The organism is Cyanobium sp. NIVA-CYA 375 (genome assembly GCF_056108345.1).
Genome location: NZ_JBSYHW010000006.1, coordinates 69657 through 82099, shown reverse-complemented (window position 1 = coordinate 82099; position 12443 = coordinate 69657). Strand labels below are relative to the sequence as shown.

The 12443-nt window shown below is 60.6% G+C and carries 16 protein-coding genes and 1 tRNA gene; 7 read left to right on the top strand and 10 right to left on the bottom strand.

Going from position 1 to position 12443, the window contains the following annotated elements:
• Positions 1 to 285: 285 nt before the first annotated feature.
• A complete protein-coding gene (gene nth / locus AC01FP_RS03370) occupies positions 286 to 939 on the bottom strand; it encodes an endonuclease III (RefSeq protein ID WP_474478192.1) in 654 nt (217 codons plus the stop codon).
• A 232-nt stretch (positions 940 to 1171) separates the two neighbouring features.
• Here nth and aroC point away from each other — a divergent pair, with 232 nt between their 5' ends.
• Positions 1172 to 2260, top strand: coding sequence for a chorismate synthase (gene aroC, locus AC01FP_RS03365; RefSeq protein WP_474478190.1), 1089 nt, complete (start codon positions 1172 to 1174; stop codon positions 2258 to 2260).
• On the opposite strand, the gene AC01FP_RS03360 is transcribed toward aroC, so the two are convergent.
• The 4 genes from AC01FP_RS03360 to psbO all read right to left on the bottom strand — a co-directional run bounded on the left by AC01FP_RS03360 (position 2261) and on the right by psbO (position 6864).
• Entirely contained in the window at positions 2261 to 2854 is a 594-nt protein-coding gene (locus tag AC01FP_RS03360; RefSeq protein WP_474478188.1) for a bifunctional 4-hydroxy-2-oxoglutarate aldolase/2-dehydro-3-deoxy-phosphogluconate aldolase, read from the bottom strand.
• A gap of 22 nt (positions 2855 to 2876) precedes the next feature.
• Positions 2877 to 4721, bottom strand: coding sequence for an ATP-dependent zinc metalloprotease FtsH3 (gene ftsH3 / locus AC01FP_RS03355; RefSeq protein WP_474478186.1), 1845 nt, complete (start codon positions 4719 to 4721; stop codon positions 2877 to 2879).
• Positions 4722 to 4757: 36 nt separating this feature from the next.
• The gene (sat, locus tag AC01FP_RS03350) at positions 4758 to 5921 is read right to left on the bottom strand and encodes a sulfate adenylyltransferase (RefSeq protein ID WP_474478183.1); all 1164 of its coding nucleotides are present in this window, start codon (positions 5919 to 5921) and stop codon (positions 4758 to 4760) included.
• A gap of 130 nt (positions 5922 to 6051) precedes the next feature.
• Complete coding sequence (gene psbO, locus AC01FP_RS03345) at positions 6052 to 6864, bottom strand: photosystem II manganese-stabilizing polypeptide (protein ID WP_474478180.1); 813 nt, start codon at positions 6862 to 6864, stop codon at positions 6052 to 6054.
• Positions 6865 to 7004: 140 nt separating this feature from the next.
• Here psbO and AC01FP_RS03340 point away from each other — a divergent pair, with 140 nt between their 5' ends.
• Positions 7005 to 7313 (top strand): hypothetical protein, encoded by a 309-nt coding sequence (locus tag AC01FP_RS03340; protein ID WP_474478177.1) that lies wholly within the window; start codon positions 7005 to 7007, stop codon positions 7311 to 7313.
• Positions 7314 to 7321: 8 nt separating this feature from the next.
• Here the strand turns inward: AC01FP_RS03340 and coaBC are convergent, their stop codons facing one another.
• Both coaBC and isiD read right to left on the bottom strand, forming a co-directional pair.
• On the bottom strand, positions 7322 to 8575 hold the full coding sequence (gene coaBC / locus AC01FP_RS03335; protein ID WP_474478174.1) for a bifunctional phosphopantothenoylcysteine decarboxylase/phosphopantothenate--cysteine ligase CoaBC: 1254 nt from the start codon (positions 8573 to 8575) through the stop codon (positions 7322 to 7324).
• Positions 8565 to 8774, bottom strand: coding sequence for a protein IsiD (isiD, locus tag AC01FP_RS03330; protein ID WP_474478171.1), 210 nt, complete (start codon positions 8772 to 8774; stop codon positions 8565 to 8567). Before isiD ends, coaBC begins: the two co-directional genes overlap by 11 nt.
• A gap of 66 nt (positions 8775 to 8840) precedes the next feature.
• On the opposite strand from isiD, the gene AC01FP_RS03325 reads away from it, so the two are divergent.
• The 4 genes from AC01FP_RS03325 (at position 8841) to AC01FP_RS03310 (ending at position 10002) form a co-directional block, all read left to right on the top strand.
• Positions 8841 to 8913 (top strand) — tRNA-Ala (locus AC01FP_RS03325).
• A 33-nt stretch (positions 8914 to 8946) separates the two neighbouring features.
• Complete coding sequence (locus AC01FP_RS03320; RefSeq protein WP_254935107.1) at positions 8947 to 9108, top strand: PCP reductase family protein; 162 nt, start codon at positions 8947 to 8949, stop codon at positions 9106 to 9108.
• Positions 9109 to 9151: 43 nt separating this feature from the next.
• Positions 9152 to 9349, top strand: coding sequence for a hypothetical protein (locus tag AC01FP_RS03315; RefSeq protein WP_094559179.1), 198 nt, complete (start codon positions 9152 to 9154; stop codon positions 9347 to 9349).
• Positions 9350 to 9645: 296 nt separating this feature from the next.
• A complete protein-coding gene (locus AC01FP_RS03310) occupies positions 9646 to 10002 on the top strand; it encodes a DUF565 domain-containing protein (protein ID WP_474478167.1) in 357 nt (118 codons plus the stop codon).
• A 21-nt stretch (positions 10003 to 10023) separates the two neighbouring features.
• Here AC01FP_RS03310 and AC01FP_RS03305 read toward each other — a convergent pair whose 3' ends face one another.
• Together AC01FP_RS03305 and AC01FP_RS03300 are read right to left on the bottom strand one after the other, a co-directional pair.
• The gene (locus AC01FP_RS03305) at positions 10024 to 11046 is read right to left on the bottom strand and encodes an aspartate carbamoyltransferase catalytic subunit (RefSeq protein WP_474478165.1); all 1023 of its coding nucleotides are present in this window, start codon (positions 11044 to 11046) and stop codon (positions 10024 to 10026) included.
• A 251-nt stretch (positions 11047 to 11297) separates the two neighbouring features.
• On the bottom strand, positions 11298 to 11972 hold the full coding sequence (locus tag AC01FP_RS03300; protein ID WP_474478162.1) for a DNA-3-methyladenine glycosylase: 675 nt from the start codon (positions 11970 to 11972) through the stop codon (positions 11298 to 11300).
• Here AC01FP_RS03300 and AC01FP_RS03295 point away from each other — a divergent pair.
• On the top strand, positions 11971 to 12108 hold the full coding sequence (locus AC01FP_RS03295; protein ID WP_474478159.1) for a hypothetical protein: 138 nt from the start codon (positions 11971 to 11973) through the stop codon (positions 12106 to 12108). The two genes, AC01FP_RS03300 and AC01FP_RS03295, sit on opposite strands and share 2 nt — an antisense overlap.
• On the opposite strand, the gene AC01FP_RS03290 is transcribed toward AC01FP_RS03295, so the two are convergent.
• Complete coding sequence (locus tag AC01FP_RS03290; RefSeq protein WP_474478156.1) at positions 12105 to 12404, bottom strand: DUF6679 family protein; 300 nt, start codon at positions 12402 to 12404, stop codon at positions 12105 to 12107. The two genes, AC01FP_RS03295 and AC01FP_RS03290, sit on opposite strands and share 4 nt — an antisense overlap.
• Between the last annotated feature and the right edge of the window lie 39 nt (positions 12405 to 12443).

Here is a 12443-nt window from a genome sequence, read left to right as displayed (position 1 = left end):
CCTGCAATCGGTTGATAGTCAACAGCCCAGCTACGGCTGGGTAATAACGGAATCCCAAAAGCTCCCTGTAATAAGGGAGCTTTTTTATTGGCATGGGGGTTGAGCTGTTGGCAAAAAGCGCTTACTGGATTTATCAGTTAGCCGGCAAAGGAAATTTCTTGCAAGATATCGAGCTGCGATATCGACGCACAGCAGAAGAATGGTCTCAACACACCAGGTGGGCAAGAGGAAAGGAGGCTATGGAGGCAAGCTATTTGTGAAAGTATGCAGCAACAACTCAGCTCTTCAAGCCTTGTTCCAGACCACGGGCTTACGGCGTTTAGGGAACAGCTCGCGGCAGAGCGGGCAAACGGTGCCATCGCAGCCACGGGCCGTACAAAACTCACGGCCATAAAAAATAATCTGTAGGTGCAGCTTGTTCCAAGCATTTTTCGGAAACAGGCACTTCAAATCGGTTTCGGTGCGTCTCACGCTCTCGCCGCTACTCAGCCCCCAACGCTGCGCTAGCCGGTGAATGTGTGTGTCAACAGGGAAAGCCGGCACACCAAACGCCTGAGCCATTACGACGCTGGCAGTTTTATGGCCTACTCCAGGCAGCGCTTCTAGGGCATTGAAATTAGCGGGCACCTCTCCGCCATGACGTTCAAGCAAGAGCTCAGCCAACCTTTTGACGTTGCGAGCTTTGGTTCTGGCAAGACCCAGCTGCCTGATATGGCTATGAATCGTGGACTCCGGCACAACCGCCATCGCCTGGGGTGTAGGGCCTGACTCGAACAACGCCGGCGTGACCTCGTTCACCTTCTTATCGGTGCACTGGGCACTCAACAGCACGGCAATCAATAATGTGAAGGGGTCGCTGTGGTCGAGGGGCACCGGTGTTGTGGGGTAGTGCTCCTCAAGCCGCTGCAGGATCAGGGCGGCACGCTCCTCCTTTCTCACCAGTCATCCTTAACTGCTTAAAGAAGTTAAACGGCATCTCTACGTGACCATGCGTGGGTCTGGCAGCAGGAGAGCTTGGAGGTATTCGCCAAGGGCGGTCAGACACTTCGGCTCCCTGCCTGAAATGCGCTGATCGAACTGGTGAACCGGTTGCCATACAGCAAAAGCCCTGGCCTTGCGGCAACCTTGCCCCAGGCACTGCTTTGTAGGCTCGCTGCAGCGCATTAAGCCCATGGGCAGCAGTTTCGGTAATCTCTTCCGCATCAGCACCTTTGGCGAATCCCATGGCGGTGGGGTTGGCGTGATCGTCGACGGCTGCCCGCCGAGGCTGGCGCTGGATCTTGGAGCGATCCAGGCCGAGCTCGACCGCCGCAAGCCAGGTCAGAGCAAGATCACCACCCCCCGCAAGGAGGATGACCAGGTCGAAATTCTCAGTGGCCTGCTCGATGGCGTGACCCTCGGCACACCGATCGCGATGGTGGTGCGCAACAAAGATCAACGCCCTCAGGACTACAGGGAGATGGACGTGGCCTTCCGTCCCTCCCACGCCGATGCCACCTACCAAGCGAAGTACGGCATACAAGCCCGCAGCGGCGGTGGCCGGGCTTCAGCCCGCGAAACCATCGGCCGGGTGGCGGCGGGAGCAATCGCCAAACAACTTCTAGCCAAGGCCCACGGCACCGAGGTAATTGCCTGGGTGCAGCGCATTCACGACCTAGAAGCCTCGATCGACCCAGAGCAGGTGAACCTGGCGGCTGTGGAAGCAAACATCGTGCGCTGCCCAGACCAAGCCATGGCCGCCGAGATGATCGAGCGAATCGAGGCAATTGGCCGGGACGGAGATTCCTGCGGCGGCGTGATCACCTGCCTAGTGCGCCAGGCGCCAATGGGCCTGGGCATGCCCGTGTTCGACAAACTCGAAGCCGACCTAGCCAAGGCGGTGATGTCGTTGCCCGCTACCAAAGGCTTTGAGATCGGCTCGGGCTTCGCAGGCACCTTGCTCAAGGGCAGCGAGCACAACGATGCCTTCCTGCCCTCAGGCGATGGCTCCCTGCACACAGCCACCAACAATTCCGGTGGCATCCAGGGGGGCATCAGCAACGGCGAGCAAATCGTGATTCGGGTGGCCTTCAAGCCCACCGCCACGATCCGCAAGGCCCAGCAGACTATCAACGAGCGGGGTGAGGCCACCACCCTCGAAGCCAAAGGCCGGCACGATCCTTGTGTACTGCCGCGAGCCGTGCCGATGGTGGAAGCGATGGTGGCCCTGGTGCTGGCCGATCACTTGCTGCGCCAAAAGGGCCAGTGCGGCCTGTGGTAGCTAGGACCTCAGGCGCTCGACAAGCCTGGCCAACGCCTCCCAATCGGCGGGGTTGACCAGCGAACCACCCAAGGCGACCGCATCAACTCCGGCAGCCAGCCAGGGCTCCACATCAGCAGGACCAAGTCCACCTGCCGCAATGCAGAAGGGCAAGCCGGCAGCGCCAGCCAGAGGAGCTGCGAGTCGTTGCCAATAGGAGCGGCCCAGCGCGGCGGCGGGAAAGAGCTTGACGATCGAGCATCCCCACAAACGCGCTAGATGCACCTCCGATGGAGACATGACGCCTGGCACGAACTGCAAACGCAAAGCCATTGCAGCCTCAATCAAGCCACGATCCAGCACCGGTGAAACCGCATAGCCCAGGCCAGCGGCAGCAGCAGCTTCAAGGCCAGCCAAGTCGACTACCGAAGCCGCGCCCAAGCGCAAATGGGCGAAGCGCTGACGTAGCTCAATCGCCTGGGCAACCCAACGGGGATGGGTGCTCCAGGCAAGCTCTACATGCTGAACACCCAGCCCCTGCAAACGCTCTAAACAGGGCAGCAGCTCAAGCAGGTCATAACCACGAAGCACCACCAGCAGCGGCTGGTGGTGCAAAGCGTCTAGCAGCGTTAGCGGTTTAGACGTATTCCGCCACCTTCACATCACTGCGGATCAGCAGCTCCTGCAGGTCATCGGCGTCGACTGTTTCCTTCTCTACCAGCATCTCGGCGAGCTCATCGAGCACCGAACGATTGTCGACGAGAACGGAAGTGGCTCGCTTGTAGGCCACCGCCACCAGGTCGCTCACTTCCTCGTCGATTGCGGCAGCTGTGTCCTCAGAGAAGTCGCGCTCTGCGGCGATATCTCGGCCTAGGAACATGCCCCCCTGGCTGCGGCCTAAGGCAACTGGGCCTAGGCGGTCGCTCATGCCGAAACGTGTGACCATCTGGCGGGCCACGCGGGCTACTTGCTGGAGGTCGTTGGAAGCACCTGTGGTGACTTCGTCTTCGCCGTAGACGATCTCTTCGGCAACCCGACCGCCCAAGGCAACGGCCATCTGGTTCTGCAGATAGGAGCGGGAATACAGACCCGATTCCATCCGCTCCTCAGAGGGGGTGAAGAAGGTGAGGCCACCTGCATTACCCCGAGGAATAATCGATATCTTCTGCACCGGGTCGTAGTCCGGCATCAGAGCACCAACCAGAGCGTGGCCAGCTTCGTGATAAGCAACAAGCCGCTTGCGCTTCTCGCTCATGACTCGATCTTTTTTCTCTGGACCAGCCATGACTCGCTCAATGGCGTCATTGACCTCATCCATTGCAACTTCAGTGAGCTGACGGCGGGCAGCAAGAATCGCAGCTTCGTTGAGCAGGTTGGCGAGATCAGCTCCGGTGTAGCCAGGGGTACGGCGCGCAATCTTATCGAGATCGACATCTTTCGCCAGGGTTTTACCACGAGCATGGACGCCAAGAATCTGCAATCGACCGGCGTAGTCGGGACGATCAACCACTACCTGACGGTCAAAACGGCCTGGACGCATCAGGGCCGAATCAAGCACATCTGGGCGGTTGGTTGCAGCCACAATGATGATGCCGGTATTGCCCTCAAAGCCGTCCATCTCAGTAAGCAGCTGGTTGAGGGTCTGCTCACGCTCGTCATTGCCACCGCCAAGGCCTGCGCCTCGCTGGCGACCGACTGCATCAATTTCATCAATGAAGACGATGCAAGGTGCGCTCTTTTTGGCTTGCTCGAAAAGGTCACGCACCCGGCTAGCGCCGACGCCAACAAACATCTCGACAAATTCCGAACCGGAAATCGAGAAGAAAGGCACTCCTGCCTCACCTGCCACTGCCTTTGCCAGCAGAGTTTTGCCGGTTCCAGGAGGGCCTACCAGCAATACCCCTTTGGGGATCTTTGCTCCAACCGCCGTGAAGCGATCAGGATTCTTGAGAAAGTCAACGACTTCTGTGAGCTCGAGCTTGGCGCCCTCGATGCCGGCCACATCGCCGAACGTCACCTGAGTTTGCGGCTCCATTTGAAGCCGTGCCTTGCTCTTGCCAAAATTCATCGCCTGATTGCCACCGCCACCCTGGGCGCGACGAAGCAGGAAAAACAAACCTCCCAGCAGTAGCAGCGGAAAGATCAGACTGCCCACAGCTTGCTGCCAAGCCGCCGGCTCACGGCTGGGTTGGACGGCGATGTCGACGTTGTGGTCTGTGAGCAGCTTGAGCAAATCCTTGTCAGGTGCCAGGTTGACCACCGCACGGCGACCGTCATTTTCGACTACCTGAGCCGTACCCCTGTCTGGGGAAATCAGCACCCGTGACACCTCATTGGCCTGAACTGCCTCAACGAAGTCGCTATAGCGCAAGGTGCGTGGAGCATTGGCCGGGTCAGGCCGGTCAAGGAAAGCAGTACCCACTGCAATCATCACGATCACGAGAAGGACGTAGAGCCCTGCGTTGCGCCAGCGCTTTTTCAAGAACCTTGCCTCAGCTGAGAAGTCAGTTACGGAATGTTAACCGGCTGCGGCCCTCAACACCTCCACCACACTGCGGAAGGCGAACCACTCAGGGATTTCCTCACCCCCACGCAGCATCTGGCGGAACTGAGTGCCGCTGAGCTTGCGAATATGCAGGCCTCTGGCCTCGGCGTGTTCAGCAGTCACATAACCCTCCTCCTCCGTGTAGACGAGGTTGAGGGAGGGAACGGTCTCCATGCCCAGCTCCGCAGCATTGTCACGGGCGAAATCCTGGGCCTGATAAGGGCCGTAGAAGTCTTCGCCGCTGAGGGAGCTCTTGCAACCAGCCATGTCGCGGCCAATGATGAAGTGAGTGCAGCCGTAGTTCTTGCGGATGATCATGTGCTGTAAGGCCTCGCGCGGCCCGGCCATGTGCATCGAGTAGGGCAGATAGGCCCAGCGAATACGAGGGTTATTCACCTCGGCAGCCAGTCGCTCGTAGGTCTGGAAGCGCACCTCGCCGGCAATGTCGTCGTCCTGGGTGGGGCCGCAGGTGGGGTGCACCAGCACCACACCCTGCTCACTGACGTTGGCTGCTTCGAGAGCCCGGGTAAACAGCTCGTAGTGGGCGCGGTGAATGGGGTTGCGGCACTGGAAGGCCACCACGCTCTGGCCTTCGGGGAGGGTGGCTCGCACTTCAGCGGGCGTTTTGCAAGGGAAAACCCGGCAGGGCAACTCCAGACCCTGAACGCAGCCGCCGAGGTAGATGCGACCCCGCTCGGTGGCAATCATCTTCACCGCCGGATGCTCAATTGAGGTGGTGCCGTAGCAGCCTTGAGCCTCACGCGCTTTGTCGGGCTCCCAGCGGCTCTCCACCGTGAACATTGCCAGCTCTTGGCCGCGATAGGTGAGAAGCAGCTGTTCTCCTACAGCAATCGAAGCATCATCGGTGTCGAAAACGATCGGCAAGCCAAACAACAAGCCGCTGGTGGTGCGGTGGCCTGCCACCACGGCGTCGTAGTCCTGCTGGTGCATGAAGCCACGCAGGGGCGAGAACCCTCCAACTACGAGCAATTCAACGTCGCAGGCATTGCGATGGCTGCACTCGATCCGGCGGCTCACCCCAGCCTTCAGGGCCTCGCGCTCAGCCTCCGGCACCACCAGATTCACCAGCGATCCTCCGTGGGGCGAGATCAGGCCAGCGGATTCAGCAGCGGTCATGGAGAGCAGCACGGGGTGGGCTGGATTCTCCCAGACAAGGGGTTGCGGAAGCCCAAGGCACCAATAAAAAAGGCCCCATATGGGGCCTCACAAACGGCAGCCAAAACCTGAGTGGTTAAACGGAAAGTCTTCAGACCTGCTCGAGGCGGCCGTAGAGCTGGCCGACGATTTTGACGTCAACGACGGCCTTGGTTCCCATGTCGGAGTCGGAGGGCTGAATAGCGGTGAAAACGCCAGCAAACTCGCCGGTGCTGGGATCAACCTTCGTGATTGAGAGATTCATGGTGCCAGAGCCGTCCACATAGCGCTTAACGGTTTCGCCAGTGAACTCATCTCCAGCAGGCACCAAGCCAACAGCGCTGCTGTAGCCGGTGGTTAGACCACGACCTTTTGGGTCGAGGAAGTTGCTGGTGCGGTAGCTGGGGGCCCGGTATGGACCGTCGAAATCGGTGCTGGTGGTGAGGGCAGAACCATCTGCAGTCGCCAGTAATTCCTTGCTGGAAAAAGTGAAAGGCACTTCCTCGCCGCCGGGTAACAGCACGGTGATCGGCTGGAAGTCGATGCCGCCGAGCTCCTTAAAGCTGAGGCCATCAGCTGTCACAGCTAGATCGCCATAAACCTGATCAAGACTGGAAGTAAAACGAGTCAGAATTTTGCCAGCAACGAACTGGGCCTCCTGGCGCTTGTTAGCAGGCTCACCTTTGACATACACCTCAGCTGGATGCATGCAAATTTCTCGCAACTGATATTTGACCGAGGGATCGAGGGCAATTGAGCCTCGGGCCGATTCGGGCAAGGTTGGGCAATCGTTGGCCAGACCTGTGTTGTGGATGTCTTCGTAGGTGAGATTGGCTCGATCCACTGCCTTGGCCCCACCGCTGCACGCGGTCACCAGGGTCAGGCACAGCGCCAGCACGAGGGCCAGCAGAGGACGGAAACTCATGAGGAACACCGCAGAGACGGTGGGTGGGAACTGGGCTGTCGCTGATCTTACCGGTGCTAATCAGCGATTCCCCGTACGATGTCGCGGCTCTCAACAACCTGTATGGGAGAGCCCGACGCGAGCGCAGAGCAACAACCTTCATGAGCCTCACCCCACCCCAGCAAAGCCGCCTCGCCAGCCAGCTGCAGCATCTAGAGGAGCTGGCAAACGAGCTTCAAGGCCAGCCTGAAGCTCTGCTGGCCCTGCTGCGACAGCTAGAGCAGCTACATCGCTCCGTTCAGGATGGCCCCTTTCGAGGCAGCCTTCCAGCCGACCGCAGCCAGCTTTTTAGCCTGCTGCAAAGCGTGGAGCGCAGTGGGGGTTGGCCCTACATCCCGAGGTTGCAACTGCGCACCTTCATGGAGCTGCTCCAGAACGAAGACGCAAGCGCCGATTCCCTGGCGGCCTAAGCCATTACCTACGGACGCAGGGCGGTAAGCAACTGTTGAGCGATTGCCAGCTTCGATCCCAACTGGATGCGTTGCTCACCGCCCTGCGCCCCAAGCAACCAGCCGTGGTTGCTTGGGGCGCCAAATCCCGCATCAGCCTGATCAATCGGATTGGCGAACAGCAGGTCGCATCCCTTGCGAGCCCACTTGGCACGGGCCTCAACCAACACCTCACCCGATTGGGCCGCAAAACCCAAAATTCGCTGCCCGGGGGGCCGGCGATTCACCAGACCAGCCAAAAGATCGGGCACCGGTTGCCAGCCGGAGGTGAGCTCAACGGCTAGCTCCTCCTTAGTGAGTTTGTGGGCGAGCGGATGCTGGCGGCGATGGTCGGCCACTGCCGCTGCCATGGCAATGGCAGCGGCAGTGGGTTGGAGACGCACCAAGGCCTGCTCCATTTCTGCCGCCGTTTGCACCGGCACGCAAGCCAAGCCCTCCAGCCACTGGGAGTCCAAGGCCAACGGACCATGCACCAGCGTCACCTCAGCCCCACGCAACCGGGCGGCTTGGGCCAGCAGCACACCCATCCGCCCGGTACTCAGGTTGGTTAGACAGCGGGCAGGATCGAGCGGTTCGCGGGTGGGGCCGGCCGTAACCAATAGCCGCAGCCCAGCCCAGTCCCGCTGCCAGCCCCACAGCTGCAGACACTCCAGGGCCAATAGAAGTTGTTGCGGCTCAGCCATGCGACCGTCGCCCTGCCGGTCGCAGGCCAGCAATCCCGCCCCAGGTCCCAAGGGCAACACCCGTTCAAAACTCTGCAGCAGCTCCCAGTTACGGCGCACCCCTTGAGAAGCCCACATCGCCGTGTTCATCGCCGCAGCCGCCAGCACCGGCGCCTCGGTTGCCAGCAGGGTGCTGGCCAGCAGGCTGTCAGCCAAGCCATGCACCCAGCGACCCAGGCTGGTGGCACTTAAGGGCGCCACCAGCACCAATTCCGCCCATTCGGCCAGCTCCACATGCAGCGGTCTGGGGGCGTGGTGGCTCCACTGATCCGCCTCGAGATTGCAGGGATTTCGGCTCAGGCTGGCAAGGGCAACTGGACTCACCAGTTGGGCTGCCGCCGGGGTAAGCAGGCAGCGCACCTCCGCGCCGCACTGCACCAAGGCACTCACGACTAGGGGCAGCTTGACAGCTGCGATGCTGCCGCTGATACCCACCAACACGCGGCGACCCGCCAACGGGTGCACCAGAGGGTCTGCGCATGCCGGCGGGTCAGTCCTCATCAAAGGGTTCCTGGTCCACTAGATGCACATAGGGGCGAGCCAACTCCGGTTGATGAATCGCCAGGGCGCGCATCAGATGCCAATCCGCCAATCCGTCAAAGGCACTGGGGTAGTCGTCTTCCTCCAGTCGGCGGGCGAGCTCGGCGATCGCGGCTTCATCGAAAGCGGCGAGCCGTTCGGGGGTGATCGACGCGTTCATGGAGTGTTGGTAGGGATGTGGAGTCGGGGATAATGGGCCTGTCGGGATGTCGAACAACCCGGACCAGGGGAATTAGCTCAGCTGGTAGAGCGCTGCGATCGCACCGCAGAGGTCAGGGGTTCGAGTCCCCTATTCTCCACTTCTACTGACAAATGTGCTTCCAGTCAGCCCTATGGATTGGCACCCTGACGCCGAAGCAAAACTCAAGGAAGTGCCGTTTTTCGTAAGGCCGGCGGTGCGGCGACGGATCGAAACCATGGCCCAAGAGGCTGGTCTTAGCGCGATCGATGCCCCCTTCTACGAGCAGGCCAAGGCACGGTTTGGCCAGAAGTAAACCGGCGATGCGGTAAAAGGGTGTATTGGTAGAACACCCATCAATGTCGCAGTCGAAGCGCGAACAGGTGGTTAGCCACTTGCGGTACATCCGCCAGGAGCTCCGAGAAATGCATCAAGGAGTTATGGATGACGGCCTACTTCCCGAAGCCGGCGAGGTTCGGGGGGTTATGGCCCAGATGGAAGCTCTGCTAGAGCTCCTCGAGGGTAAATCCTCTCGCAAGAAAGACAGCGACGGTTGAGGTGCAGGCTGGGCGGCTCCCCCAGGACGTCAAGCGGCCAGGGACGCTCTGGCAAACGTCTACAAGCCGTTCATCGGTCACCATGTAGACGCTTTTGTAAATAAGTCCCCATCACCCAGCCTGGGCCCTCGGTCTCAGGCTTTTTTATTGGAATCCCCTATATGTAGCGGCAAAAGGCTTCGAACACACCAGAGATGGTGTAGAAAGGGATTGGCAGGGCACGGGCCGGGTGATGGGGATTACCGCCAGCGGCATCCCTGCCTTCCATTTTGGCTTTCGCTGATACTCGTTCAGCCGTGATTGCCACACCCCCCGAATCGAGATACCAGAAGACCCGCTTCCAGGAAAGGATCGCCCAAGCCAGGACAACACTGGAAAACTGGGCTGCAAATCCTTGGCGGCGTTTATCTCTGCTGCTGATCGTGTTGCTGATCAGCTTCAGCATTGGCGGAGCCGTCGGCTCGATCACCGGCTCCTTGTCCAAGCTCGACCCGGTGGGGGCACTAATCTGCGTAGCCGCCATCGAAATGGCCATTCGCGCCAGGGGCCCGCTGATACGTCGTGGTGGCGATGCACTAGTGCTGCAACTCTTGGATATGGCCCGGATCGGCTTGCTCTACGGGTTGTTGCTTGACGGCTTCAAGCTGCTCTAATCCCACAACTAGGAAACTTTTTCAGGCCAGCGGTTCGGCCGCAGCCAGGAGATAGAGCAACGCCATACGCACGGGGATACCGTTGCGCACCTGCTCTTCCACCAGTGAGATAGCGGGATCATCGAGCACATCGCCAGCAAGCTCCACACCCCTATTCACAGGGCCTGGATGCAGAAGCGGCACGGCCTGGCCGCAGAGAGCTAGGCGCCCGCGGGTGATGCCGAATTGCCGGTGATAAGTATCGAGGCTGGTGAGCAGGTGCTGGTGCATACGCTCCTTTTGAAGTCTCAGAGTCATCACCGCATCGGCGCCTGGCAAGGCCTCCTCAAGGGTGCGCTCCAGACGCACCGATCCCCGGCTTTTGACCGGATCAGCCGCCTGGCCCGGTGGTGGTGCCGCCACGAAATCGGCGAAGGCGCGTGGCAGCAAGGTGGGCGGACCGCAGAGCACCACCTCGGCACCGCAAGCGGTGAGGGCCCAGAGGTTGGACCTGGCCACGCGGGAATGAAGCACATCTCCCACAATTACGATCCGCTTGCCCCTCAGAGCCGCGGGCGTGGGGGCTTCAGGGGCAAAATGGCGCGCTAGAGTGAAAATATCGAGTAGTCCTTGACTCGGATGGCTATGGAGGCCATCGCCAGCGTTGAGCACTGCCACTCGCTCGCCATCACGGTCGAGATCGGCTGCCAGGCTCTGGGGCACCCCGGCACAGCGATGGCGCACCACCAGCACGTTGGCGCCCATGGCCACGTAGGTACGGGCCGTATCAAGCAGGCTCTCGCCTTTGCTCAGGGAGCTGGAAGAGGGCGAGAAGCTCTGCACATCGGCCGAAAGCCGCCTGGCCGCAAGCTCGAAGCTGCTGCGGGTGCGGGTGCTGGGTTCAAAGAACAGGCTGGTCATCAGCCGCCCCTGCAGGGCGGGCAACTTGCGAGCGCCGGCCACCGGCAGGGCCCGAAAGCGCTGGGCCAGGGTCAGCACGGTGGTGAAATCATCCAGCGAAAAGGCCGCCAGATCCAGCACGTGGCGGTGGCTCCAGCTGCTCAAGGGGTGCGGCTACTAACAAAGCCAGGTTAGGGGCTGACTTGTGCTGGTTAAATCTGCCAAATTTCCTGCAGCTCAAGCCGCAATCCCTACAGCAGCTCGGGACAAAGAGGCGGGAAGCTGCGGCGTTGCTCCGGGCTGAGGCAGATATCAGCAGGCAGCTGCAGGAGCAACTGTCATAGCCCCAGCAGGCTCATCAATTCCCTCAACCGTTAACAGGATTTTCAAGTGATGGCTGCCCAATCCGCTGAGGCTCACGGCACCGGTGCAGGGGGCGGCCGATCACCCCTGACCCGCCTGCTGACGCTGCGGCTGGCCCGCAAATACCAGCGCCAGGGAAGGTCCTGGCCCTGGCTGATGCCGATGCGGCTGGTTTGCATCAGGTCGGCCGCGGCCAAATTTGCCAGCTCTGACGGCCGCGGCGCTATGAACAACCCCCGATCGGGATGCACCAGCTGGGCGTCGTGGGTGCGATCGATGCCAAAGCAGCGTGCCAATAGGGCTGGACCCGCCGCCAGCCGCTCCGGCTTACCAGGAATGGCAACGGCGCGCAGCAGCACCCCATTGGCCCAGTTGGGTTTATGCGTCACCACGTTCACGCAGTGGTGAATGCCATAGCTCACATACACATAAAACCGCCCAGGCTCACCAAACAGGGTTTCGTTGCTGGGAGTGCGGCGGCGATAGCCGTAGCAGGCGGGCTCCTCCTGGGAATACGCCTCCGTTTCCACAATCACGCCCCACAGCAACTCGCCTGAGGCTTGGCGCTTCATCAGCAGGCAGCCGATCAGCTCGGGGGCAACGACCTCGGCGGGGCGGGCGAAAAAGGCCCTTGGCAATGAATTCACCACAAGATCGACGTGTTGCTCGCCACAGGGAGCAGCCGCCAGCAGACTGAAATCCTTAATGTCAAGACTTAGGCACGCCATGCACTCCACCGGTTTCTCCCTCGCCACCGTGCTGATCTTTGGCAGCGGCTTATTCGTGCTTGCCACCCTGTTTTTTGGCACCAAAGGCGGCTACTACGACACCGACGACTACGACGGCAACGGCACGGCTCACTAACCCTGACTAGGCAGCCTCTCGGCCTCGGGGCAGTCTTCTGAGGTGATCACGTCGTCGGGGCTGCCGCTGCGGCACACGTAGGCCAGCCGAGTGCTGACGGCCCCTATCGAGTCGAGCCGCACGCTCTCCTCCCAGCTGTGGGTTTCGTCGTCGTCTTCAGCGTCGTAGCGGAGGGTGACAAGATCCCCTTCGATCTCCACCACCGTGGCCTCCTCAATCCAGCGCTGCTGATCGCGCAGAAACACCCACACGGGGCGCTGTTCGGCACAAAACTGATAAAGCTTGCGGTGCAGCATGGGCCGAGGCACTGCTGGCTCTCAAACACTAGCCAGTCT

Bases quoted from the DNA above. Each gene is read 5' to 3' on its own strand.
- coaBC (WP_474478174.1), bottom strand. From the start codon at position 8,575: ATGAGGACTGACCCGCCGGCATGCGCAGACCCTCTGGTGCACCCGTTG.
- AC01FP_RS03320 (WP_254935107.1), top strand. From the start codon at position 8,947: ATGGATTGGCACCCTGACGCCGAAGCAAAACTCAAGGAAGTGCCGTTT.
- AC01FP_RS03300 (WP_474478162.1), bottom strand. From the start codon at position 11,972: ATGGCGTGCCTAAGTCTTGACATTAAGGATTTCAGTCTGCTGGCGGCT.
- psbO (WP_474478180.1), bottom strand. From the start codon at position 6,864: ATGAGTTTCCGTCCTCTGCTGGCCCTCGTGCTGGCGCTGTGCCTGACC.
- AC01FP_RS03290 (WP_474478156.1), bottom strand. From the start codon at position 12,404: ATGCTGCACCGCAAGCTTTATCAGTTTTGTGCCGAACAGCGCCCCGTG.
- aroC (WP_474478190.1), top strand. From the start codon at position 1,172: ATGGGCAGCAGTTTCGGTAATCTCTTCCGCATCAGCACCTTTGGCGAA.
- sat (WP_474478183.1), bottom strand. From the start codon at position 5,921: ATGACCGCTGCTGAATCCGCTGGCCTGATCTCGCCCCACGGAGGATCG.
- isiD (WP_474478171.1), bottom strand. From the start codon at position 8,774: ATGAACGCGTCGATCACCCCCGAACGGCTCGCCGCTTTCGATGAAGCC.
- AC01FP_RS03315 (WP_094559179.1), top strand. From the start codon at position 9,152: ATGTCGCAGTCGAAGCGCGAACAGGTGGTTAGCCACTTGCGGTACATC.
- AC01FP_RS03340 (WP_474478177.1), top strand. From the start codon at position 7,005: ATGAGCCTCACCCCACCCCAGCAAAGCCGCCTCGCCAGCCAGCTGCAG.
- AC01FP_RS03295 (WP_474478159.1), top strand. From the start codon at position 11,971: ATGCACTCCACCGGTTTCTCCCTCGCCACCGTGCTGATCTTTGGCAGC.